This is a genomic window from Pseudomonas sp. HMWF006 (assembly GCF_003061205.1).
Lineage (GTDB): Bacteria > Pseudomonadota > Gammaproteobacteria > Pseudomonadales > Pseudomonadaceae > Aquipseudomonas > Aquipseudomonas monsensis.
Genome location: NZ_QAIU01000031.1, coordinates 28,044 through 48,902, shown reverse-complemented (window position 1 = coordinate 48,902; position 20,859 = coordinate 28,044). Strand labels below are relative to the sequence as shown.

Here is a 20,859-nt window from a genome sequence, read left to right as displayed (position 1 = left end):
TGACACAACTCTCGGGGAAAACCATAAAGCTGAGGATCAGGTTGTCCGAAGAAGAGGAGCCCTACATGGGGGACACCTGGGTAAAGGTGCCGAACGGCTGGAAGCGTTGCATGGGGAAAAGTTTCGAAGATCAACATGCGTTTTGTTACGGCAATCACCACGACTTCAGCACCTTCAGGATGGTGGATGAGCGGGTGTGCACCATTTATCCGGGCTGCACGGAAAACAAGGAGGAGATCCCATGAGCATTGAGTCGTTAGATCCGAGCGTTGCAGCCTTTATGCAGGGCAACATTCACGCCTGCCCTTTACGTGGTCACTCCACGACCTTTCAATTAGTGGACGAATTTGGTGACGGCAAGCCCTATGCGGGTTTGACATTCGAAATCACTGATTACGAAGACACCGTCTATTCCGGTCAGCTGGATGCGACGGGCTCTGGAAAAGTAATAAATCATTTTTGTGGGCCGGTGGTACTTAAACTCAATCATTCATATCAAGGTCGAGATGATGACTACAGTCAGTTAATTCGCCGGAAGCACTACCCCCTCCCCATCACCGAACTCCAGGTTCGCGCCGAGAAAACCGGCTTCTTCACCAAATCAGGCGTGCGTACCCAGGCCAATCCAGCAAAAGACCTTGCCGGGACCAACGCCTATTACCAGGTTGAAGTGAGCGAACTGGTCAAACATGTAGCGCACTTGCCGCCTCTGGCAGAGCGTCGTGATCCGCCGAATATGGTGGTGCACAAACTAATGCGCTCCACGCCCCAAACCCGAACGTTCGCGCAGATTGATAGCAATGCGCCGGACGCAGGAATGAGCGCGATCTTCAGTCAGGCCAGCATGGCCACGGTCGAGTTGGGTTTCTCTCCGCCGCCGCCCAAACCCAAGGGCATTGCCTTGTTGCCGAACAAGCACCATGTGCTGGAAGTGCGCCCCATGCGGGCGTTACGCCCTATGCTGTCGATCGGCAACGAGTTCTGCGCACTCAACCTCTATCAACTGTCATTGATGGCGACCCTGAGTTACACCGACTTCGGCCAGGAGCCGAACACACAACCGGTCAAGACCGACCGTGTGAGTTTCCCCGTGCAGCCCAGCAGCGGCAATTGGTTCGGCCATGCACTGCCGCAGTTTGATGAGTTGTGGAAAGTCGATGCCTCGCAAACGAAGAAGTACTACCCGCTGTATGAAGAAGTGCCTTACTCGAAACGCCTGGAAGTGGTGCCGTTCGATCCACAGCTTTACCCCGAGGTGAATGATCCAGCACTGGGGGATCAACAGGAACATCCGGCCAAGCTGCACTTTTTCGATGATCGCAAACAAGCCGACAGTACGGACACTCAGGCGTTTATCACGCATCACGACGAGGTGATATTGATCAGTGTCCGGGGAACCAGCGAAACGTTGCCCGATGGCCTGCGCGATGGAGACGCCTATCAGGTGCCTTTTCAAGAAGGAGAAGGCAAGGTGCACCGTGGCTTCTACGGGGGCGCCCAAGCGGTTTTCCCGTTTGTCGTGAGCTATCTGGAGAGGTTCTACAGTGGGCAAAAACTGCTGATTACCGGACACAGCCTGGGCGGGGCGATAGCACTGATCTTGTCCGAGATGCTGCGCCGCGATCCTCAATACTCATCGGATATCGTGCTCTACACCTACGGTGCCCCTCGCGCCGGCGACACCACCTTCATCGCAAGCGCCCAGTCACTGACCCACCACCGCATCGTCAACCAGAACGACCCGGTACCCAGCGTACCCGCCACCTGGATGAACACCTACGCCGAACCCAAGCAAATGTACACCGCCAACGGAGTGGTGTTGGCCCTTCAACCGGTCGCCGGGTTTGCCTTGCTGGTCTGGGGCGTAACCAACTTCTTTGGTGAGGATTACGGGCATCACGGTGAACTACGCCACTTCATGCCGGTGGTGTTTGGCAAGGAACACAAGTCATCCATTCTCTGGCAGCCGGGCTGCAGCCTCATCAACGATCACGGTTGCGCGCAGGCCTTGCGAAATATCAATGGCTTGCCCAAGCGCGGCTCATTTCTGGAGCAGCTCGCCGCGGCGAGCGATCACTCGATGGTCGGGAGCTACATCCCCGGCTGTTGGGCCAGCCTGCGCCGCTGGCAGGAGGCGCAGCAGCTCAAACGTTCTGTGGTGACGTACCGGGAGTTCGAATGGGTGAGTGGCGCTTTAAAGAATCTCAAAGACCAACTGAGTGCCGTGAAGCGCAATCTCCGAGACCACCCCAGCGCTTATGTCCGGCACGAGGAAAGAACCCACAAGACGACAGTTCTCGACAGAGAAATCAGCAAAATAGAAATGACCCACGCTCGACTGGTCGCCCTGCACGGCCAGCGAGTCACCGAGGCCGACGTCTACGGCAGCTACGCCGAACAGCCCGAGTGGGTGCAGGAAAACCTGCTGCGCTGGAACGCGCACCCGGAAAATCTCGTTCAGGAACAACTGGCGATGATTCCTCCCGCCGCCCAGGACCACGATGCAGCGATCGCGGCAATGACGGGGGGACACGCGGTCGGCGCGCCCTATCAGCTGGATATTGATTCAATTGTGTAATCACCACAAAAAATGGGCACCCGACCGCAATCGGTGTGCCCATTTTTTATTGCGCTGCTCCCCGTTGTTCGGGGAGTTCGCCGCAATTAAGGATTAACGCTGTCTTTCAACGATTTGCCTGGCTTGAACGCAACGGTGTTGCTGGCCTTGATTTTAACCGGCTCGCCGGTCTGCGGGTTTTTGCCGGTACGGGCGCCGCGGTGGCGTTGCAGGAAGGTGCCGAAGCCCACCAGCGTCACGCTGTCCTTGCGGTGCAGAGCGCCGGTGATTTCTTCGAGGACGGCGTTGAGTACGCGGTTGGCCTGCTCTTTGGTCAGATCTGCTTTTTCAGCGATTGCAGCGGCGAGTTCTGGTTTACGCATTAGTGAAGCCCCTTTGACGGTTTTTTGTTGTTATGTCCGTGCTGTTCTCGTTGGAACAGCGCCCAAGGCGCCGCAGGCTCTACTCTGCGGCAGACGGGAGTGAGAATGGCACGCGGATACCGGCGGCGCCAGTCTCCCCGCGACCTTTGTAGGGGCAAAAGCGGGGTGATTCCGACAGAACGACCGGTATTTACGCCAGCAGCGCCGGAAGCTGTTTGTTCAGGGCGAGTTTTTCCATCACCGCCGCGCCAGTCAGGGCATAACCGAGCAACTGGCCGTCGGAGCCATGACACACAGCCTTGATGTCGGCGCCCTGCCCTTCGACGGTCCAGACGCCTTCGCGGCCCCGTGGCGGCGGTGAAACGACCAACGGGCACACCGGGGTTTTCACGGTGATCGGCATCGGGCCGTAGCTCACTGCGGCAGGGTTTCCGGTGAGGGTTTGTGCCAGCGCACGCGCACCACTCATGAGGGGCATCACGTACAACAGATTGAGTCCATCGACCTCGGCGCAGTCGCCCAGGGCGTAGATATTGGCGTGGGACGTTTTCAGATACCGGTCGACGACGACGCCGCGATTGACCTGCACCCCGGCCGCCGCTGCCAGATCAATGCGCGGGCGCAGACCGATGGCTGACACCACGACATCGCAGGCAATCACCTGACCGTCGGACAGATGCGCTTTTAGCCCGTCGGCGTCCTTTTCCAGGCGATTCAGTACCGGACCGAGGTGGAAACGCGCGCCCAGGCTTTCCAGCCCGGCCTGCACGGCTGCCGCAGCGGCCGGGTGCAGCAGCATCGGCATCACTTGCTCGCACGGTGCAACCAGCTGCACCTCGTAGCCGCCGAGGATCAGGTCGTTGGCGAATTCGCAGCCGATCAACCCGGCACCGAGCACCAGCACCCGCCGTTTGCCTTCGGCTGCCGCACGAAAACGCGCGTAATCCTCGAGATCATTGATCGGGAATACCAGATCAGCGCCATCGCCCTCGATCGGCACGCGTACGGTTTCCGCACCCCAGGCGAGGATCAGGTCGCGGTAGTACACCGCCTCTTCGCCAATCCACAGGCGCTTGTGGCCGGCGTCGATACCACTGATGCGCGTATGGGTGCGCACTTCGGCCTTCAACTGCTCGGCCATGGTGCCGGGTTCAGCCATGCTCAGGCCATCGGCGTCCTTGTTCTTGCCGAAACCGGTGGAGAGCATCGGCTTGGAGTAAGAGCGGCCGTCATCGGCGGTAATCAGCAGCAGCGGGGTTTCGCCATCGAGTTTGCGAAACTCCCGGGCCAGGTTGTAACCCGCAAGCCCGGTGCCTACGATTACGACAGGTGCGTTCATACCTTACTCCTTGGTTTTTCTCAGTTGATTTCGATCATTTCGAAGTCCGTCTTGCCGACGCCGCAGTCCGGGCACAGCCAGTCTGCCGGTACATCTTCCCAACGGGTGCCCGGCGCAATGCCGTCATCCGGCCACCCCTCAGCTTCGTTGTAGATCAGGCCGCAGACGATGCATTGCCACTTTTTCATTCAGGTACTTCCTCAGGATTCAGGCTTTTGTCGGCGCGGACGGTCGATGGTGGTTGCGCTGCCATCCGGCTCAGGGCGTTTTGTACTGATGGTGCCGGGCAGATGCAAGCCTGTTCGGCGCAACGGCGACCCGGATCAATCAAATTCGCAGCACGCCATGTTAAGCTCGCCGCCTCATTTGCGGCCAATAATGACTCATTGTGCAACATTCAAATGCCTGCCCGGCCCCGCTCTGGCTGACTCAAAGCCGACTGACGCCCCTCCCCGATCCGTTGACCCTGGACTGGTTGTTCGACGAAGGCTCGCTGACCCGCCGCCTGACGCGGCTGTCCGATGACGGCTTCAGCGTCACGCCGTTGTTCGAAGGCTGGGACACTCTGCGCAGCGACGAATGCACCGCGCTGGATCTGGCCGAAGGCAGCGAAGGCTGGGTGCGTGAGGTGTATCTGCGCGGTCACGGCGAGGCCTGGGTGTTTGCCCGCAGCGTGGCGTCACGCGCCGCGTTGCAAGGTGATGGCTTGCACATGGACGAACTGGGCAGCCGCTCCCTGGGTGAGCTGCTGTTTTGCGATCACGCCTTCCAGCGCCGCGCCATCGAGGTCTGTCACTACCCCGAAGCGTGGTTGCCAGCCGCATCGAAAGCGCCGCAACTGTGGGGCCGCCGTTCGCGTTTCGACCGTGGCGCCCTGAGTGTGCTGGTCGCGGAAATTTTCCTGCCGAGCCTGTGGCGTGCCGCCCGCGCCCATCCGGAGAACTGCTGATGTACCAGAGCCTGCTCAAGTCCCTGAACCGCTTGAATCCGCGCGCCTGGGATTTCATTCAGCTGACGCGCATGGACAAGCCGATCGGCATTTACCTGCTGCTGTGGCCGACGCTGTGGGCGCTATGGATTGCCGGTAAAGGCTCGCCTTCGCTGGCCAATATCGTGATTTTCGTGCTCGGCGTGGTACTGACCCGTGCCGGTGGCTGCGTGATCAACGACTGGGCCGACCGCAAGGTCGATGGCCACGTCAAACGCACCGCGCAACGCCCGCTGGCCAGCGGCAAGATCAGTTCGAAAGAGGCGCTGGTGTTTTTCGCGCTGCTGATGGGCGTGAGTTTCCTGCTGGTGCTGTGCACCAATGCACCGACGATCTGGTTGTCGCTGGGCGGCCTGGCATTGGCGTTCACCTACCCGTTCATGAAGCGCTACACCTATTACCCGCAAGTGGTGCTGGGGGCGGCGTTTTCGTGGGGCATGCCGATGGCGTTCACCGCCGAAACCGGCGAACTGCCCGCCGCCGCGTGGCTGCTGTGGATCGCCAATCTGTTGTGGACAGTGGGTTATGACACCTATTACGCAATGACCGATCGGGACGACGACCTGAAGATCGGCGTGAAATCCACGGCGATTCTGTTTGGCGAGGCGGACCGGGTGATCATCCTGAGCCTGCAGGCGTTGTCGCTGGGCTGCCTGCTGCTGGCGGGGTCGAAGTTCGAGCTGGGGATCTGGTTCCATCTCGGCTTGCTGGTGGCTGCCGGGTGTTACGCGTGGGAATTCTGGTACACCCGCGATCGCGACCGGATGCGTTGCTTCAAGGCGTTTTTGCACAACCACTGGGCCGGGTTGGCGATTTTTGTCGGGATCGTGCTGGATTACGCGTTGCGCTGATCCGCAAAAACCTGTGGCAGCGAGCTTGCTCGCGAAAGCGTTGGGTCAGTTGCCACATAGGCTGACTGAGACGACGCCTTCGCGAGCAAGCTCGCTCCCACAGGGGATTTGCGTTTACTTGTGCTCGTGCACCACGTGCCACATCTCCTTCATGCCATCACCTTTCATTTCTCCAGGTTTTTCGTCCTTCATGAAGGTGTACAGCGGCTTGCCGTCATAAGCGTATTGCATCATGCCGTCATCGCGTTTGATGACCGTCCATTTGCCTTCAGCCTTGGCACCCGCCGGCGCCATCATCGGTGGCCAGTTCTTCGCGCAATCACCGTTGCACATCGACTTGCCGCCAGCGTCCTTGTCGAACGTGTAAACGGTCATGCCTTTGTGATCAACCATCATGCCGTCCTTCATCATGGCCGGTTCGGCGGCCATGGCCAGTCCAGGCAGAGTCAGGGCAGCAGCCATCAACAGAGCTTTGAAAGAAGCAGTCATTTGCGTCATGGAAACCTTCTTTTGTGGTTGTCAGGATTCGGACTTAGAGCTTAGTCCAGGATCCCGCCGTCCGCCGGGCGACTAAAATACTGTCACACGACTGCAATAATTCCGTTATCTAATGCGGCGCAAGACAGTTAAATGACAAGAGGATTAAGGCATGGTTGGCAGGAGCATTCTGATCGTCGACGACGAAGCGCCCATTCGCGAAATGATCGCCGTTGCGTTGGAAATGGCCGGCTATGACTGCCTCGAGGCAGAGAACTCGCAGCAGGCACACGCCATCATCGTCGACCGCAAACCGGACCTGATCCTGCTCGACTGGATGCTGCCCGGCACTTCCGGCATCGAGCTGGCCCGACGCCTCAAGCGCGACGAGCTGACCGGGGACATCCCGATCATCATGCTCACCGCCAAGGGCGAAGAGGACAACAAGATCCAGGGCCTGGAAGTCGGCGCCGATGACTACATCACCAAACCGTTTTCGCCACGCGAACTGGTCGCGCGCCTCAAGGCTGTACTGCGCCGTGCCGGCCCGACTGACGGCGAAGCGCCGATCGAAGTCGGCGGCCTGCTGCTCGACCCGATCAGCCACCGCGTGACCATCGACGGCAAACCGGCCGAGATGGGCCCGACCGAATACCGTCTGCTGCAATTCTTCATGACCCACCAGGAACGCGCCTACACTCGCGGGCAATTGCTGGATCAGGTCTGGGGCGGCAACGTCTATGTTGAAGAACGCACCGTCGACGTGCACATCCGACGCCTGCGCAAGGCCCTCGGCGATGCTTATGAAAATCTGGTACAAACCGTGCGCGGCACCGGCTACCGGTTCTCCACAAAAGCATAAAAACAGCTGCAAGCTTCTAGCTACAAGCGGCAAGAAACAGCGAGCCGCTCTGACTTGTAGCTTGCAGCTTGAAACTTGAAGCTGCGGCTAAGGACGCCCCCGTGAATCAAAACTGGCATGGCACCCTGATTCGCCACATGCTGTTGCTGGTCACCGCCTGTCTGGTGATCGGCCTGATCAGTGGCTATTACGGCTGGAGCCTCGCTGCCGGCCTGGGTCTTTACCTGGCCTGGACGCTCAAGCAACTGCTGCGCCTGCACGAATGGCTGCGCCTGCACCAACCCGATGAAGCACCGCCCGACGGCTACGGCCTGTGGGGCGAGGTGTTCGACAGCATCTACCACCTCCAACGCCGCGACCAACGGGTGCGCGGGCGCCTGCAAGCGGTGATCGACCGGGTGCAGGAGTCCACCGCCGCGCTGAAAGACGCGGTGATCATGCTCGACAGCGACGGCAACCTGGAATGGTGGAACCGTGCCGCCGAAACCCTGCTCGGCCTCAAGACCCCGCAGGACAGTGGCCAACCGGTGACCAACCTGGTACGCCATCCGCGCTTCAAGGAGTACTTCGAGCAGGAAAGCTACGCCGAACCGCTGGAAATCCCCTCGCCGACCAACGATCGCGTGCGCATTCAGCTGTACCTGACCCGCTACGGCAACAACGAACACCTGATGCTGGTGCGCGATGTCACGCGCATCCATCAGCTGGAACAGATGCGCAAAGACTTCATCGCCAATGTGTCCCACGAACTGCGCACGCCACTGACGGTGATCTGCGGCTACCTGGAAACCCTGCTCGACAACGTCGAGGACGTGAACCCGCGCTGGAGCCGCGCGCTGCAGCAGATGCAACAACAGGGCGGGCGCATGCAGACGCTGCTCAACGACCTGTTGCTGTTGGCGAAGCTGGAAGCCACCGATTACCCGTCGGACAACCAGCCAGTGCAGATCGACACGCTGTTGCAGTCGATCAAGAGCGACGCGCAACAGCTGTCCGGGCAGAAGAACCAGAACATCACCCTCGACGCCGACGGCAGAATCCTGCTCAAGGGCAGCGAGGCGGAACTGCGCAGCGCCTTCTCCAACCTGGTGTTCAACGCCGTGAAATACACCCCGGCCGAAGGCAACATCCGCATTCGCTGGTGGGGTGACGAGCAAGGCGCGCACCTGAGCGTGCAGGATTCCGGGATCGGTATCGACAGCAAACACCTGCCGCGCCTGACCGAGCGTTTCTATCGCGTCGACTCCAGCCGCAACTCCAACACTGGCGGCACCGGGCTGGGCCTGGCAATCGTCAAACACGTGTTGTTGCGCCACCGCGCGCGGATGGAGATCAGCAGCGTGCCCGGTCACGGCAGCACGTTCACCTGCCATTTCGCCCCGGCCCAGGTCGCTCAGGCACGGGCGATCAGCACTGCCGAGTAACGCCGGTCAGCACGCGCCACTAGGCAATCGCCAAGTCAGCCGCTACATTGGCTGACTTGCGTCTGCCTTTCAGGCGCGATTTTTTCTCTCTTACGAATCACACGGAACCCGCAAAACTCCATCATGGACCCTTCCCCTGGCTTGTCCCTCGCAACACTGTTCGCCGATTTCGGCATGATTCTTTTCGCTCTGATCCTGGTTTTGCTCAACGGCTTTTTCGTTGCGGCGGAATTCGCCATGGTCAAACTGCGCTCGACCCGGGTCGAGGCCATCGCCGACAAGAACGGCTGGCGCGGGCACATCCTGCGCACCGTGCACAGTCAGCTCGATGCGTACCTCTCGGCCTGCCAGCTCGGTATCACCCTCGCCTCCCTGGGCCTGGGCTGGGTCGGTGAGCCGGCGTTCGCGCACATTCTCGAACCGTTGCTGAGCGCAGTCGGCGTGCAATCGCCAGAGGTGGTCAAAGGCATTTCGTTCTTTACCGCGTTCTTCATCATCTCGTACCTGCACATCGTGGTCGGTGAGCTGGCGCCCAAGTCGTGGGCGATCCGCAAACCCGAGCTGTTGTCGCTGTGGACGGCGGTGCCGCTGTACCTGTTCTACTGGGCGATGTACCCGGCGATCTACCTGCTCAACGCCAGCGCCAACGCGATTCTGCGGATCGCCGGCCAGGGCGAACCCGGCCCGCACCACGAACACCATTACAGCCGCGAAGAACTGAAACTGATCCTGCACTCCAGCCGTGGTCAGGACCCGAGCGACCAAGGCATGCGCGTGCTGGCCTCGGCGGTGGAAATGGGCGAACTGGAAGTGGTCGACTGGGCCAACTCCCGGGAAGACCTGATCACCCTGGAATTCAACGCGCCGCTGAAAGAAATCCTGGCCATGTTCCGTCGCCACAAGTTCAGCCGTTACCCGGTGTACGACAGCGAGCGCCAGGAGTTCGTCGGCCTGCTGCACATCAAGGACCTGCTGCTGGAACTCGCGGCGCTGGACCACATTCCCGAGTCGTTCAACCTGGCTGAACTGACCCGTCCGCTGGAACGTGTGTCGCGACACATGCCGCTGTCGCAGCTGCTGGAGCAGTTCCGCAAGGGCGGCTCGCACTTCGCCGTGGTCGAGGAGGCTGACGGCAACATCATTGGCTACCTGACCATGGAGGACGTGCTGGAAGTACTGGTCGGCGATATTCAGGACGAACACCGCAAGGCTGAGCGCGGGATTCTGGCGTATCAGCCGGGCAAGCTGCTGGTGCGCGGCGATACGCCGTTGTTCAAGGTTGAACGCCTGCTGGGTATCGACCTGGACCACATCGAAGCCGAAACCCTCGCCGGGCTGGTCTACGAAACCCTGAAACGGGTGCCGGAAGAGGAAGAAGTGCTGGAAGTCGAAGGCCTGCGGATCATCATCAAGAAGATGAAAGGGCCGAAGATTGTGCTGGCCAAGGTGTTGATGCTGGATTGATGGCGGTTGCAGGGTAGCTTTTGTGGCGAGGGGATTTATCCCCGTTGGACGGCAAAGCCGTCCCGAAACCATTGAATGCATCCCCTCAGGGATTGCGCGAATGCCGGCTTCAGGGCCGCTACGCGCCCCAACGGGGATAAATCCCCTCGCCACCGTCGATCTCCACTGGATTTATTGCTTGCCCAACGCAAAGTTGGGCAACGCCCCCAGCGGCTGGTTGAACTGATACGGAATCGACACCAGCCCCGAGCCGTTGTTGCGCTGCACCACAAAGTGCAGGTGCGGGCCACTGCTGTTGCCGGTATTGCCCGACAGCGCCAGCGGACTGCCCACGGTCACCCGTTGCCCTTCGCGTACGCTTACCGACCCTTGCTTGAGGTGCAGATACACGCCCATGGTCCCGTCATCGTGCAGCACCCGGACGAAATTGCCGGAGGGATCCGTACCGCGCCCGCTCTGTGAGTTCTCGATTTTCACCACCACCCCGGCCCGCGCCGCGATGATCTGTGTGCCGACCGGCATGGCGATGTCCATCGCATAGCGGTTCTTTGGCCCGAAGTGGCTGTACTGGCCTTCAGCGCCCTGACTCAGGCGGAACGGTCCGCCACGCCACGGCAGCGGATAGCGATAGCTCTGCGCCGCGCCAGCGGGGTCGCCCAAGGCATACTGGAATTGCGGCGTATACACCAACGGCTTGCCGCCGGTAATCGCCGTCAGCAGCGCCAGCCGCGTGTTGCTGCGTGCCGGCAGCACCCTGCGGATGGTTTGCGCCGGCGCGCCCCGCACATTGCTCATGCCGGTAAACGCCAGTGCCACCTCGACCGGCGCGTACAGATCATTGCGTACGAACACCACGTCACCGCCCTTCTGCTTCTTGATGTCGAGATAGACCTGCCGCTCCAGGCGCTCGACCATGCGGTCCTGAAACACGAACACCTGCGAGCCCTTGCTCGGACGGTCGCTGTACGAGACCACGCCGTTGGCATCGGTGGATTTGTAGATCGTCATGGCCACAGCCGAGGTGGAGGCCACGAAAAGACCACAGAAAAACAGCAGGCGCGCGAGCATGGGCAAGAGTCTGTCGAAGTAAGGCCTGGAAATGAGCCTAGCAGCTCAGACAGACCAGGCTAGTCGACAGATGTTTCAAATTGGCCAGCGCAGGAGATGGGTGGTGCTTTTGATGACCCCATCGCCAGCAGCCTGGCTCCTACATTGGAATGCATTCCAGATGTAGGAGTGAGCCTGCTCGCGATAGCGGTGTATCAGTCGAAGAAGATCAAGCGCCCGGAACGAAGTGCTTCTGCGCCGTGCCGCGAGCGATCAGGCGGGAGATGTAGTCGAGCTTCTGCGCGTCCTGGTCGACGAAGCGGAAGGTCAGTTGCAGCCAGTCGCTGTCGGCTTTCTGCTCGTGGGCAACGATGGCGTGCAGGTAGCCATTGAGGCGGGCGATTTCGGCGTTGTCGCCCTGCTCCAGGTCGAGCACGGCGCTGTCGAGGATCTGCGGCAGGGTGTCGGTGCGCTTCACCACCAGCAACGCTTCCTTGATGCTCAGGGCCTTGATCACGCATTGCTGGTTGCCGCTCGGCAGACGCAATTGACCCTGGCCACGTCCGCCGGCCGGCGCTTTCGCGGCGGCCGGGGCCTGGACTGGCGGGCTGTTGAGCAAACCACGGGACGGCGCAGCAGCAGGCGCCGGAGCAGCGGCAGCAGGCTTGGCGAACGGGTTGACCGCAGCGGCTGCCGGAGCACCACCGACCACGGCAGGCTTGCCACCGGTCAATGCGCTCAGGGAGTCGTTGCCGAACGCCGAGTTCATCTTGGTCGGGGCGCTGTTCATCAGGGTGTCGAGCTTGCCGACCTTGTTCAGCGCCTGCTTGACCTTGGTCAGCAGTTGCTCGTTGGTGAACGGCTTGCTGACGTAGCCGGAAACACCGGCCTGAATCGCCTGCACGACGTTTTCCTTGTCGCCACGGCTGGTGACCATGATGAACGGCATGGTCTTGAGGTTGTCTTGCTCGCGGCACCAGGTCAGCAGTTCGAGACCGGACATTTCCGGCATTTCCCAGTCGCACAGGACCAGGTCAAACGCTTCCCTGGCCAGCATTGCCTGGGCTTTCTTGCCGTTGATGGCGTCCTCGGTGCGGATCCCCGGGAAGTAATTACGCAGGCACTTTTTCACCAGGTCACGAATGAACGACGCATCGTCCACGACCAACACACTGATCTTGCTCATCCAACACCCCTATAAAAATCCCGGCAAGCATAACGCTGGCTGATGGCACATTGCCAAAACTCTTCAGTCACGCCGGGACTTTTCGTTCGCGGGTGCTGCTTTTTAATTCGATTTTTTACTTGAAAGCCCTAAACAAAAACGCCCGGCCAAAGGGCCGGGCGCTTTTCTCAGGCAATCTTACTTATCGTCAGCAACGCCCGGAACATTAGCGGTTTCGCCGCTTGTGCCTTCAACTTCTTCTTTCATGCGCTTGAGGCCCATGTGACGCACGTCGGTGCCGCGCACCAGGTAGATCACCAGTTCCGAAATGTTGCGCGCGTGGTCGCCGATGCGCTCCAGCGAACGCAGGACCCAGATGATGCTCAGAACCCGCGAGATAGAGCGCGGGTCTTCCATCATGTAGGTCGCCAGCTCACGCAGGGCGGTCTTGTATTCGCGGTCGATGACTTTGTCGTATTGCGCCACCGACAGCGCCAGATCGGCGTCGAAACGGGCAAACGCGTCCAGCGCATCACGCACCATGTTGCGCACCTGGTCGCCAATGTGGCGAACCTCGACGTAACCGCGCGGCGCTTCGCCTTCCTCGCACAGCTGGATGGCGCGACGGGCGATCTTGGTCGCTTCGTCACCGATGCGCTCCAGGTCGATCACCGACTTGGAGATGCTGATGATCAAGCGCAGGTCGGACGCCGCCGGCTGCCGACGGGCGAGAATGCGCAGGCATTCTTCGTCGATGTTGCGTTCCATCTGGTTGATCTGGTCGTCGATCTCGCGCACCTGCTGAGCCAGGCCGGAATCGGCCTCGATCAGTGCGGTGACCGCGTCATTGACCTGCTTCTCGACCAGCCCGCCCATAGCCAGCAGGTGGCTGCGCACTTCTTCCAGTTCGGCGTTGAACTGCGCGGAAATGTGATGGGTAAGACCTTCTTTAGAAATCATTGTTCGCTCCGCGAAAGTTGCAAGCTTCAAGCTGCAAGCTTCAAGCAGTTATGTATAAGTCCTGATATCGCACCGCATCTTTCTTGCGGCTTGCAGCTGTACGGCTAGCCGTAGCGACCGGTGATGTAGTCTTCGGTCTGCTTCTTCGCCGGATTGGTAAACAGGGTGTCGGTGTCGCCGAATTCCACCAGTTTGCCCATGTACATGAACGCCGTGTAGTCGGACACCCGTGCAGCCTGCTGCATGTTGTGGGTCACGATGACGATGGTGAACTTGGACTTCAGCTCGTAGATCAGCTCTTCGACTTTCAGGGTCGAGATCGGGTCGAGGGCCGAGCACGGTTCGTCGAGCAGCAACACTTCCGGCTCAACCGCGATGGTACGGGCAATCACCAGACGCTGTTGCTGACCACCGGACAGACCCAGTGCCGACTCGTGCAGACGGTCTTTGACTTCGTCCCACAGCGCCGCGCCTTTCAACGCCCACTCGACCGCTTCGTCGAGAATGCGCTTCTTGTTGATGCCCTGAATGCGCAGACCGTAGACCACGTTTTCGTAGATGGTCTTGGGGAACGGGTTGGGCTTCTGGAACACCATGCCAACGCGACGACGCAGCTCGGCAACGTCTTCACCCTTGCGGTAGATGTTGTTGCCGTACAGGTTGATCGCGCCTTCGACACGGCAGCCGTCAACCAGGTCGTTCATACGGTTGAAGGTACGCAGCAGCGTGGATTTGCCGCAGCCCGACGGGCCGATGAAGGCGGTCACGCGCTGTTTCGGGATGTTCATGCTGACGTCGAACAGAGCTTGTTTCTCACCGTAGAACAGGCTCAGGCCCGGCACTTCGATGGCCACGGTTTCCTGTTCGAGGTTGAGGCTCTGCTTGTCGCGACCCAGGGCAGACATGTTGATGCCGTGGGTGTGTGTTTCGTGCTGCATGGGAGGCTCCCTGTGCTAACAAATTCGGTTCGGAACACTGCTTGTTGCAGCTTCCATCAATATTCCAGCGGACGCGGTTCAATGTGGGAGCGAGCTTGCTCGCGAAGGGGCCCTTACGGCCGCCAAAAGCTTCGCGAGCAAGCTCGCTCCCACAGGGTTCGTGTCGTCCTTAGCTATCCAGTGCTTTGTATTTTTCGCGCAGGTGGTTACGGATATACACCGCCGACAGGTTCAAGGTCGCGATCACCAACACCAGCAACAACGCCGTGGCATACACCAGCGGACGTGCCGCCTCGACGTTCGGGCTCTGGAAGCCGACGTCATAAATATGGAAGCCCAGGTGCATGATTTTCTGGTCCAGGTGCAGGTACGGGTAGTTGCCGTCCACCGGCAGCGACGGTGCCAGTTTCACCACACCCACCAGCATCAGCGGCGCCACTTCACCGGCGGCGCGAGCCACGGCGAGGATCATGCCGGTCATCATCGCCGGGCTGGCCATCGGCAGAACGATCTTCCACAGCGTCTCGGCCTTGGTTGCACCCAGTGCCAGCGAGCCTTCACGGACGGTACGCGGGATACGCGCCAGACCTTCCTCGGTCGCCACGATCACCACCGGTACGGCCAGCAGCGCCAGGGTCAACGACGCCCAGAGCAGACCCGGTGTACCGAAGGTCGGCGCCGGCAATGCTTCGGGGAAGAACAGACGGTCGACCGAACCACCCAGCACGTAGACGAAGAAGCCCAGACCGAACACGCCGTAAACGATCGCCGGAACGCCGGCGAGGTTGTTCACCGCGATACGGATGATCCGCGTCAGGGTGTTCTGCTTGGCGTATTCACGCAGGTACACCGCCGCCAGCACGCCGAACGGGGTCACGATCATCGCCATGATCAGGGTCATCATCACGGTGCCGAAAATCGCCGGGAAGATCCCGCCTTCGGTGTTGGCTTCACGCGGGTCGTCGGAGAGGAATTCCCAGACCTTGCTGAAGTAGAAACCGATCTTGCTGAAAGTGCCCATGGCGTTCGGCTGGTAGGCGTGAACCACTTTGCCGAGGCTGATTTCGATTTCCTTGCCGTTGGCATCGCGGGCAGTCAGCGCGTCACGGTTGAACTGCGCGTGCAGGTCAGAGAGACGGGCTTCAATGTCCTGATAACGGGCATTCAGCTCGGCGCGCTCGGAGTCCATGTCCGCTTGCGCGGTGGCGTCGAGTTTGCCTTCCAGTTCCAGTTTGCGACCGTGCAGACGGATGCGCTCAAGGCCTGCGTTGATTGCACCGATGTCAGTTTTTTCCAGCGACTTCAGTTGCGCAGCCAGACCGTTTACACGGTTGATCCGCGCTTGCAGCTCAGGCCATGCCGCTTCGCCTTCGGCGATGACTTTGCCGTCCTGTTTGACGTTGACCAGGTAGCCGTAGAAGTTGCCCCACTCACGGCGCTCCAGCGCCATCAGCTCCGGCGGATTTTTCTGGTTGGTCAGCCACTCGCCGACGATCCAGGTGAAGTCGTTGCCATTCAAGTCACGGTTACCGACCTTGATCAGCTCGCGGGTCATGAATTCCGGGCCCTGATCGGGCACCGGCAGGCCGGCGCTCTTCAAGCGGGCGCGGGGCACTTCTTCTTTCTGCACCACTTCGCCGATGACCAGGTGATTGGCCTGGCCCGGCACGTCGTAGCTGGCGTGGATCAGATCCGCCGGCCAGAAGTGACCCAGACCGCGCACGGCGATCACCGCCAGCAGGCCAATGGTCATGATGACCGCGATGGACACCGCGCCACCGCTGATCCAGACGCCCGGGGCGCCGCTCTTGAACCATCCATTCAGGGAGTTCTGTTTCACAGACTTCTACCTTTCTTAAAGCGACGAGTATTTCTTGCGCAGACGCTGACGAATCAGTTCTGCCAGGGTGTTCATGACGAAGGTGAACAACAGCAGCACCAGCGCCGAGAGGAACAGCACGCGGTAGTGGCTGCCGCCGACTTCCGACTCCGGCATTTCCACCGCGACGTTGGCGGCCAGGGTGCGCAGGCCTTCGAACAGGTTCATTTCCATGACCGGTGTGTTACCGGTGGCCATCAGCACGATCATGGTTTCACCGACCGCACGGCCCATGCCGATCATCAGCGCCGAGAAGATGCCCGGGCTGGCGGTGAGGATCACCACGCGGGTCATGGTCTGCCACGGCGTGGCACCGAGGGCCAGGGAGCCCAGGGTCAGGCCACGCGGTACGCTGAACACGGCGTCTTCAGCGATCGAGTAGATGTTCGGGATCACCGCGAAACCCATGGCCAGACCGACCACCAGAGCGTTGCGCTGGTCGTAGGTGATGCCCAGGTCGTGGGAGATCCACATGCGCATGTCACCGCCGAAGAACCAGTTCTCCATGAACGGACTCATGTACAGCGACAGCCAGCCCACGAACAGGATCACCGGAATCAACAGTGCACTTTCCCAGCCATCCGGCACCTTGAGGCGGATCGACTCAGGCAGGCGACTGAAGGTGAAACCGGCAACCAGAATGCCGATCGGCAACAGCATCAGCAGGCTGAAGATGCCCGGCAGATGCCCTTCCACATACGGTGCGAGGAACAGACCGGCGAAGAAACCGAGGATTACCGTCGGCATCGCTTCCATCAGTTCGATCACCGGTTTGACCTTGCGGCGCATGCCCGGGGCCATGAAGTAGGCGGTGTAGATCGCGGCGGCAACAGCCAGCGGCGCCGCCAGCAGCATCGCGTAGAACGCGGCTTTCAGGGTGCCGAAGGTCAGTGGCGAAAGGCTCAGTTTCGGTTCGAAGTCGGTGTTGGCCGCCGTCGATTGCCAGACGTATTTAGGCTCGTCGTAGTTCTCGTACCAGACCTTGCTCCACAGCGCGCTCCACGACACTTCCGGGTGCGGGTTGTCGAGCAGCAACGGTTGCAGTTTGCCGCCGGCTTCGACGATCACCCGGTTGGCGCGCGGCGACAGACCGAACAGGCCCTGCCCTTCGGCCACGGGCTCGACCAGCAGCGTGCGGTGCGCAGTGCTGTGGAACACGCCGAGCTTGCCGGATGCATCGAGGGCAACGAAGCCTTTGCGGCGCTCTTCGGCAGTGATTTCAACGATCGGCGCAGTGCCCATCTGGAACGTGCGGATCTGCTTCAGGCGCAGCTCGCCATCGGTGTCACGGGCCATGAACCACTGGGCCAGGCCACCCTTGGAGTCACCGATGATCAGCGAGATACCGCCCACCAGCTGGGTGCTCGCAGTAACTTCGGCGTCAGCGTTTTCCAGCAGTTTGTAGCGACCGTTGAGGCTCTTGTCGCGCAGGCTGAACACGTCGGCCTGGGCACGCCCGTTGACCACGTACAGCCATTGCTGGCGCGGGTCGACGAAGATGTTTTTCACCGGCTCGGTCATCTGCGGCAGATCAATACGCTTCTGCTCGCTGGTGACTTCACCGGTCATCATGTTTTCTTCGCTGGTCAGCGACAGCACATTGAGTTGCGAACCGGTCGAGCCGACCAGCATCAGCGTCGAATCGGTGGCATTGAGGCTCACGTGCTCGAGCGCCCCGCCGTTTTCGTTCACCACGATCGGCGTGTTGCCGTACGGGTATTCGATGGCCGGGGAGATGGTTTTCTTGCCATCGGGGTAGCTGACTTTATAGGTGTGACGGAACACCAGCGCCTGACCGTTGGACAGGCCCACAGCCACCAGCGGATGACCTGGCTGATCTTCGCCGATGGAAGTTACGGTAGCGCCTGCCGGCAGCGGCAGATCGACGCGCTTCAATTCAGCGCCACTGTCGATATCGAAAAACAGCGCCTGGCCCTTGTCGGAAACGCGCATCGCCACCTGATTCTGCTCCTCGAGCGAAATCATCAGCGGCTTGCCGGCGTCCTGCATCCAGGCCGGGGTAATAGCATCTTTCGCGGTCAGGCTGGCACCCTGAAACAACGGGGCAACCACATAGGCGAGGAAGAAGAAAATCAGGGTGATGGCGGCCAGTACGGCAAGACCGCCGATCAGGACATACCAGCGGGTGAAGCGATCCTTGAGCGCGCGAATACGGCGCTTGCGTTGCAACTCAGGCGTATTGAAATCAATGCGCTTGGGGGGATTAGTAGTCATGTGGGAATTGGCCAGATCATTCATGCGCACACCCTAGCGATCCTGTATGACAGAAAGATGACAATGCAGTGACGCACCAAATCCACCGCCAACGGAGCTGGCAGAGGATCGAAATTTTGAGAGGTGTATAAAAGGCCGGTCTGCGGGCAGATCCGGCCTTTCACCTGAGTCCGAAGGGGTTCATCCCGGACTCAATTTGTTACTTCTTGGCGACAGCGCCGCCTTCCTGCAGACCCAGGTCAGCCAGGGCTTTGGCAGCAACCTTGGCTGGCAGTGGGATGTAGCCGTCTTTCACTACAACTTCCTGACCCTGTTTCGACAGAACCAGTTTCACGAACTCGGCTTCCAGCGGGGCCAGAGGCTTGTTCGGGGCCTTGTTGACGTAAACGTAGAGGAAGCGCGACAGCGGGTACTTGCCGTTCAGGGCGTTTTCTTCGGTGTCTTCGATGAAGTCAGTGCTGCCCTTCTTCGACAGCGCAACGGTTTTCACGCTGGCAGTCTTGTAACCGATGCCCGAGTAACCGACGCCGTTCAGCGAGGAGCTGATCGACTGCACGACCGACGCCGAACCTGGTTGTTCGTTGACGTTCGGCTTGTAGTCGCCTTTGCACAGGGCTTCTTCTTTGAAGTAGCCGTAGGTGCCGGATACCGAGTTACGACCGAACAGCTGAACCGGCTTGTTGGCCAGGTCGCCGGTCACGCCCAGGTCGCCCCAGGTTTTAACGTCGGCTTTGGCGCCGCACAGACGAGTGGACGAGAAGATCGCGTCAACCTGTTCCATGGTCAGGTGCTGGATCGGGTTGTCCTTGTGCACGAATACCGCCAGGGCGTCGACAGCCACCGGGATAGCGGTTGGCTTGTAGCCGTACTTCTGTTCGAAGGCCGCCAGTTCGGTGTCCTTCATCTTGCGGCTCATCGGGCCCAGGTTGGAGGTGCCTTCGGTCAGCGCAGGTGGCGCAGTGGCGGAGCCAGCGGCCTGAATCTGGATGTTGACGTTCGGGTATTCTTTTTTGTAGTTCTCAGCCCACAGGGTCATGAGGTTGGCCAGAGTGTCGGAACCAACGCTGGACAAGTTGCCCGAAACACCGGTGACCTTGGTGTAAGCCGGAATTGCCGGGTCAACGCCAGCGGCTACCGCGTGGGCAGTCGCAACGCCAGCAGCGACAAAAGTCATTGCCGCCATCAAACGCTTCAGTTTCATGCCTTACTCCTAGCAGATAGGGGGTGTTAATTCGGGGCCAAGTATTAGCAGGCCGTGTGAACACTCTATGGCTGAAATATGACAATTGGATGAAAGGCCAGCATCCGGTTTCTACTGAATGATTCGAGTGGTCCCAATCGCGAGCAGGCTCACTCCTGCAATTGAAATACATTCCAACCGTAGGAGTGAGCCTGCTCGCGATGGCGTCAGAACAGCCGCTGCAGAATCGGAATCAGCGGCCCTTCTTCCAGAGCCACGCTCCGACCAGAATCCCCATCGTGCAAAGGACGGCCACATAGTAGGCCGGCCCCATCGCGCTTTCTTTAAGCAACAGGCTGACCACCATCGGCGTCAGACCACCGAAGATCGCGTACGCCACGTTGTACGAGAACGACAACCCGCTGAAGCGCACCACCGGCGGGAACGCCTTGACCATCACGTACGGCACCGCACCGATGGTGCCGACCAGCAGACCGGTCAGGGCATACAGCGGGAACAGCCAGTTCGGGTGATCGGCGAGGCTGTGATAGAAGGTCCAGGAGCTGATCAGCAAGCCCAGACTGCCGAAGACAAACACCCGGCCAGCGCCAAAACGGTCCGCCAGGGCACCGGAGATGATGCAGCCAACGCTCAGGAACACGATCGCCAGGCTGTTCGATTGCAGGGCCACCGTAGGCGAGAAGTGATAGACCGTCTGCAGCACGGTCGGCGTCATCAGGATCACCACGACGATGCCGGCCGAGAGCAACCAGGTCAGCAGCATCGAGATCGCGATCGCCCCGCGATGGTCACGCAGTACGGCACGCAGCGGCACTTCTTCAGCCAGCGCCTTGCGCAGTTGCAGTTCGGCGAACACTGGCGTCTCGTGCAGCCAGCGGCGCAGATACACCGAAAACAGGCCGAACATACCGCCAAGCAGGAATGGGATCCGCCAGGCGTAGTCCGCGACTTCCACCGGCGTATAAAGGCTGTTGATCGCCGTGGCGACCAGCGAACCGAGTAAAATACCGGCCGTCAGGCCGCTGGTGAGCGTGCCACAGGCATAGCCGATGTGCTTTTGCGGCACGTGTTCGGAAACGAAGACCCCCG

Annotated in this window: 18 protein-coding genes and 1 pseudogene; 7 read left to right on the top strand and 12 right to left on the bottom strand. The window is 60.2% G+C overall.

All coding sequences use genetic code 11. The features are described 5' to 3' along the window. Together DBR24_RS01130 and DBR24_RS01125 are read left to right on the top strand one after the other, a co-directional pair. Window positions 1-245: pseudogene (locus tag DBR24_RS01130) on the top strand (hypothetical protein); the annotation flags it as partial. Beyond that, window positions 242-2,578, top strand: coding sequence for a lipase family protein (locus DBR24_RS01125; protein WP_128613626.1), 2,337 nt, complete (start codon window positions 242-244; stop codon window positions 2,576-2,578). The pseudogene DBR24_RS01130 and the gene DBR24_RS01125, both read left to right, overlap by 4 nt. Window positions 2,579-2,664: 86 nt before the next feature. Here DBR24_RS01125 and DBR24_RS01120 read toward each other — a convergent pair whose 3' ends face one another. From DBR24_RS01120 to DBR24_RS01110, 3 genes are all read right to left on the bottom strand, one after another. Continuing rightward, window positions 2,665-2,940, bottom strand: a complete 276-nt coding sequence (locus tag DBR24_RS01120; RefSeq protein WP_003213368.1) for an HU family DNA-binding protein — start codon at window positions 2,938-2,940, stop codon at window positions 2,665-2,667. A gap of 190 nt (window positions 2,941-3,130) precedes the next feature. Then, window positions 3,131-4,279, bottom strand: a complete 1,149-nt coding sequence (locus DBR24_RS01115) for an NAD(P)/FAD-dependent oxidoreductase (protein ID WP_123469933.1) — start codon at window positions 4,277-4,279, stop codon at window positions 3,131-3,133. A 20-nt stretch (window positions 4,280-4,299) separates the two neighbouring features. Further along, window positions 4,300-4,467 carry a rubredoxin gene (locus DBR24_RS01110; RefSeq protein ID WP_093429633.1) on the bottom strand — a complete coding sequence of 56 codons (168 nt, stop codon included), beginning with the start codon at window positions 4,465-4,467 and terminating at the stop codon, window positions 4,300-4,302. A gap of 200 nt (window positions 4,468-4,667) precedes the next feature. Between DBR24_RS01110 and DBR24_RS01105 the strand changes: the two genes are divergently transcribed. Both DBR24_RS01105 and ubiA read left to right on the top strand, forming a co-directional pair. After that, window positions 4,668-5,228, top strand: a complete 561-nt coding sequence (locus DBR24_RS01105; protein WP_123469934.1) for a chorismate lyase — start codon at window positions 4,668-4,670, stop codon at window positions 5,226-5,228. Next, window positions 5,228-6,118 carry a 4-hydroxybenzoate octaprenyltransferase gene (gene ubiA, locus DBR24_RS01100; RefSeq protein WP_007920263.1) on the top strand — a complete coding sequence of 297 codons (891 nt, stop codon included), beginning with the start codon at window positions 5,228-5,230 and terminating at the stop codon, window positions 6,116-6,118. Before DBR24_RS01105 ends, ubiA begins: the two co-directional genes overlap by 1 nt. Window positions 6,119-6,232: 114 nt before the next feature. On the opposite strand, the gene DBR24_RS01090 is transcribed toward ubiA, so the two are convergent. Beyond that, on the bottom strand, window positions 6,233-6,616 hold the full coding sequence (locus tag DBR24_RS01090; protein ID WP_128613625.1) for a hypothetical protein: 384 nt from the start codon (window positions 6,614-6,616) through the stop codon (window positions 6,233-6,235). Between the two features lie 151 nt (window positions 6,617-6,767). Here DBR24_RS01090 and phoB point away from each other — a divergent pair, with 151 nt between their 5' ends. From phoB to DBR24_RS01075, 3 genes are all read left to right on the top strand, one after another. After that, a complete protein-coding gene (gene phoB / locus DBR24_RS01085; protein ID WP_007896474.1) occupies window positions 6,768-7,457 on the top strand; it encodes a phosphate regulon transcriptional regulator PhoB in 690 nt (229 codons plus the stop codon). A gap of 137 nt (window positions 7,458-7,594) precedes the next feature. Beyond that, a complete protein-coding gene (gene phoR / locus DBR24_RS01080) occupies window positions 7,595-8,881 on the top strand; it encodes a phosphate regulon sensor histidine kinase PhoR (RefSeq protein WP_189655731.1) in 1,287 nt (428 codons plus the stop codon). A gap of 123 nt (window positions 8,882-9,004) precedes the next feature. Further along, the gene (locus tag DBR24_RS01075) at window positions 9,005-10,345 is read left to right on the top strand and encodes a hemolysin family protein (protein ID WP_123469940.1); all 1,341 of its coding nucleotides are present in this window, start codon (window positions 9,005-9,007) and stop codon (window positions 10,343-10,345) included. A gap of 171 nt (window positions 10,346-10,516) precedes the next feature. Here the strand turns inward: DBR24_RS01075 and DBR24_RS01070 are convergent, their stop codons facing one another. The 8 genes from DBR24_RS01070 to DBR24_RS01035 form a co-directional block, all read right to left on the bottom strand. Then, a complete protein-coding gene (locus DBR24_RS01070; protein ID WP_128613623.1) occupies window positions 10,517-11,413 on the bottom strand; it encodes a M23 family metallopeptidase in 897 nt (298 codons plus the stop codon). A 208-nt stretch (window positions 11,414-11,621) separates the two neighbouring features. Continuing rightward, on the bottom strand, window positions 11,622-12,578 hold the full coding sequence (locus tag DBR24_RS01065) for a response regulator (protein WP_128613622.1): 957 nt from the start codon (window positions 12,576-12,578) through the stop codon (window positions 11,622-11,624). Between the two features lie 177 nt (window positions 12,579-12,755). After that, window positions 12,756-13,517 carry a phosphate signaling complex protein PhoU gene (gene phoU, locus DBR24_RS01060; protein ID WP_123469945.1) on the bottom strand — a complete coding sequence of 254 codons (762 nt, stop codon included), beginning with the start codon at window positions 13,515-13,517 and terminating at the stop codon, window positions 12,756-12,758. A 104-nt stretch (window positions 13,518-13,621) separates the two neighbouring features. Continuing rightward, the gene (gene pstB / locus DBR24_RS01055; RefSeq protein WP_123469947.1) at window positions 13,622-14,455 is read right to left on the bottom strand and encodes a phosphate ABC transporter ATP-binding protein PstB; all 834 of its coding nucleotides are present in this window, start codon (window positions 14,453-14,455) and stop codon (window positions 13,622-13,624) included. Window positions 14,456-14,624: 169 nt separating this feature from the next. Beyond that, window positions 14,625-16,295, bottom strand: coding sequence for a phosphate ABC transporter permease PstA (gene pstA / locus DBR24_RS01050; RefSeq protein ID WP_128613621.1), 1,671 nt, complete (start codon window positions 16,293-16,295; stop codon window positions 14,625-14,627). A gap of 15 nt (window positions 16,296-16,310) precedes the next feature. Then, a complete protein-coding gene (locus tag DBR24_RS01045; RefSeq protein WP_177490388.1) occupies window positions 16,311-18,344 on the bottom strand; it encodes an ABC transporter permease subunit in 2,034 nt (677 codons plus the stop codon). Between the two features lie 424 nt (window positions 18,345-18,768). After that, a complete protein-coding gene (locus tag DBR24_RS01040; RefSeq protein WP_128613619.1) occupies window positions 18,769-19,770 on the bottom strand; it encodes a phosphate ABC transporter substrate-binding protein PstS in 1,002 nt (333 codons plus the stop codon). A 232-nt stretch (window positions 19,771-20,002) separates the two neighbouring features. Beyond that, window positions 20,003-20,859: MFS transporter (locus DBR24_RS01035; protein WP_256591232.1), on the bottom strand; the 857-nt coding region annotated here is incomplete at its 5' end.

Bases quoted from the DNA above. Each gene is read 5' to 3' on its own strand.
- DBR24_RS01125 (WP_128613626.1), top strand. From the start codon at position 242: ATGAGCATTGAGTCGTTAGATCCGAGCGTTGCAGCCTTTATGCAGGGC.
- DBR24_RS01120 (WP_003213368.1), bottom strand. From the start codon at position 2,940: ATGCGTAAACCAGAACTCGCCGCTGCAATCGCTGAAAAAGCAGATCTG.
- DBR24_RS01115 (WP_123469933.1), bottom strand. From the start codon at position 4,279: ATGAACGCACCTGTCGTAATCGTAGGCACCGGGCTTGCGGGTTACAAC.
- DBR24_RS01110 (WP_093429633.1), bottom strand. From the start codon at position 4,467: ATGAAAAAGTGGCAATGCATCGTCTGCGGCCTGATCTACAACGAAGCT.
- ubiA (WP_007920263.1), top strand. From the start codon at position 5,228: ATGTACCAGAGCCTGCTCAAGTCCCTGAACCGCTTGAATCCGCGCGCC.
- DBR24_RS01090 (WP_128613625.1), bottom strand. From the start codon at position 6,616: ATGACGCAAATGACTGCTTCTTTCAAAGCTCTGTTGATGGCTGCTGCC.
- phoB (WP_007896474.1), top strand. From the start codon at position 6,768: ATGGTTGGCAGGAGCATTCTGATCGTCGACGACGAAGCGCCCATTCGC.
- phoR (WP_189655731.1), top strand. From the start codon at position 7,595: ATGCTGTTGCTGGTCACCGCCTGTCTGGTGATCGGCCTGATCAGTGGC.
- DBR24_RS01075 (WP_123469940.1), top strand. From the start codon at position 9,005: ATGGACCCTTCCCCTGGCTTGTCCCTCGCAACACTGTTCGCCGATTTC.
- DBR24_RS01070 (WP_128613623.1), bottom strand. From the start codon at position 11,413: ATGCTCGCGCGCCTGCTGTTTTTCTGTGGTCTTTTCGTGGCCTCCACC.
- DBR24_RS01065 (WP_128613622.1), bottom strand. From the start codon at position 12,578: ATGAGCAAGATCAGTGTGTTGGTCGTGGACGATGCGTCGTTCATTCGT.
- phoU (WP_123469945.1), bottom strand. From the start codon at position 13,517: ATGATTTCTAAAGAAGGTCTTACCCATCACATTTCCGCGCAGTTCAAC.
- pstB (WP_123469947.1), bottom strand. From the start codon at position 14,455: ATGCAGCACGAAACACACACCCACGGCATCAACATGTCTGCCCTGGGT.
- DBR24_RS01045 (WP_177490388.1), bottom strand. From the start codon at position 18,344: ATGCAGGACGCCGGCAAGCCGCTGATGATTTCGCTCGAGGAGCAGAAT.
- DBR24_RS01040 (WP_128613619.1), bottom strand. From the start codon at position 19,770: ATGAAACTGAAGCGTTTGATGGCGGCAATGACTTTTGTCGCTGCTGGC.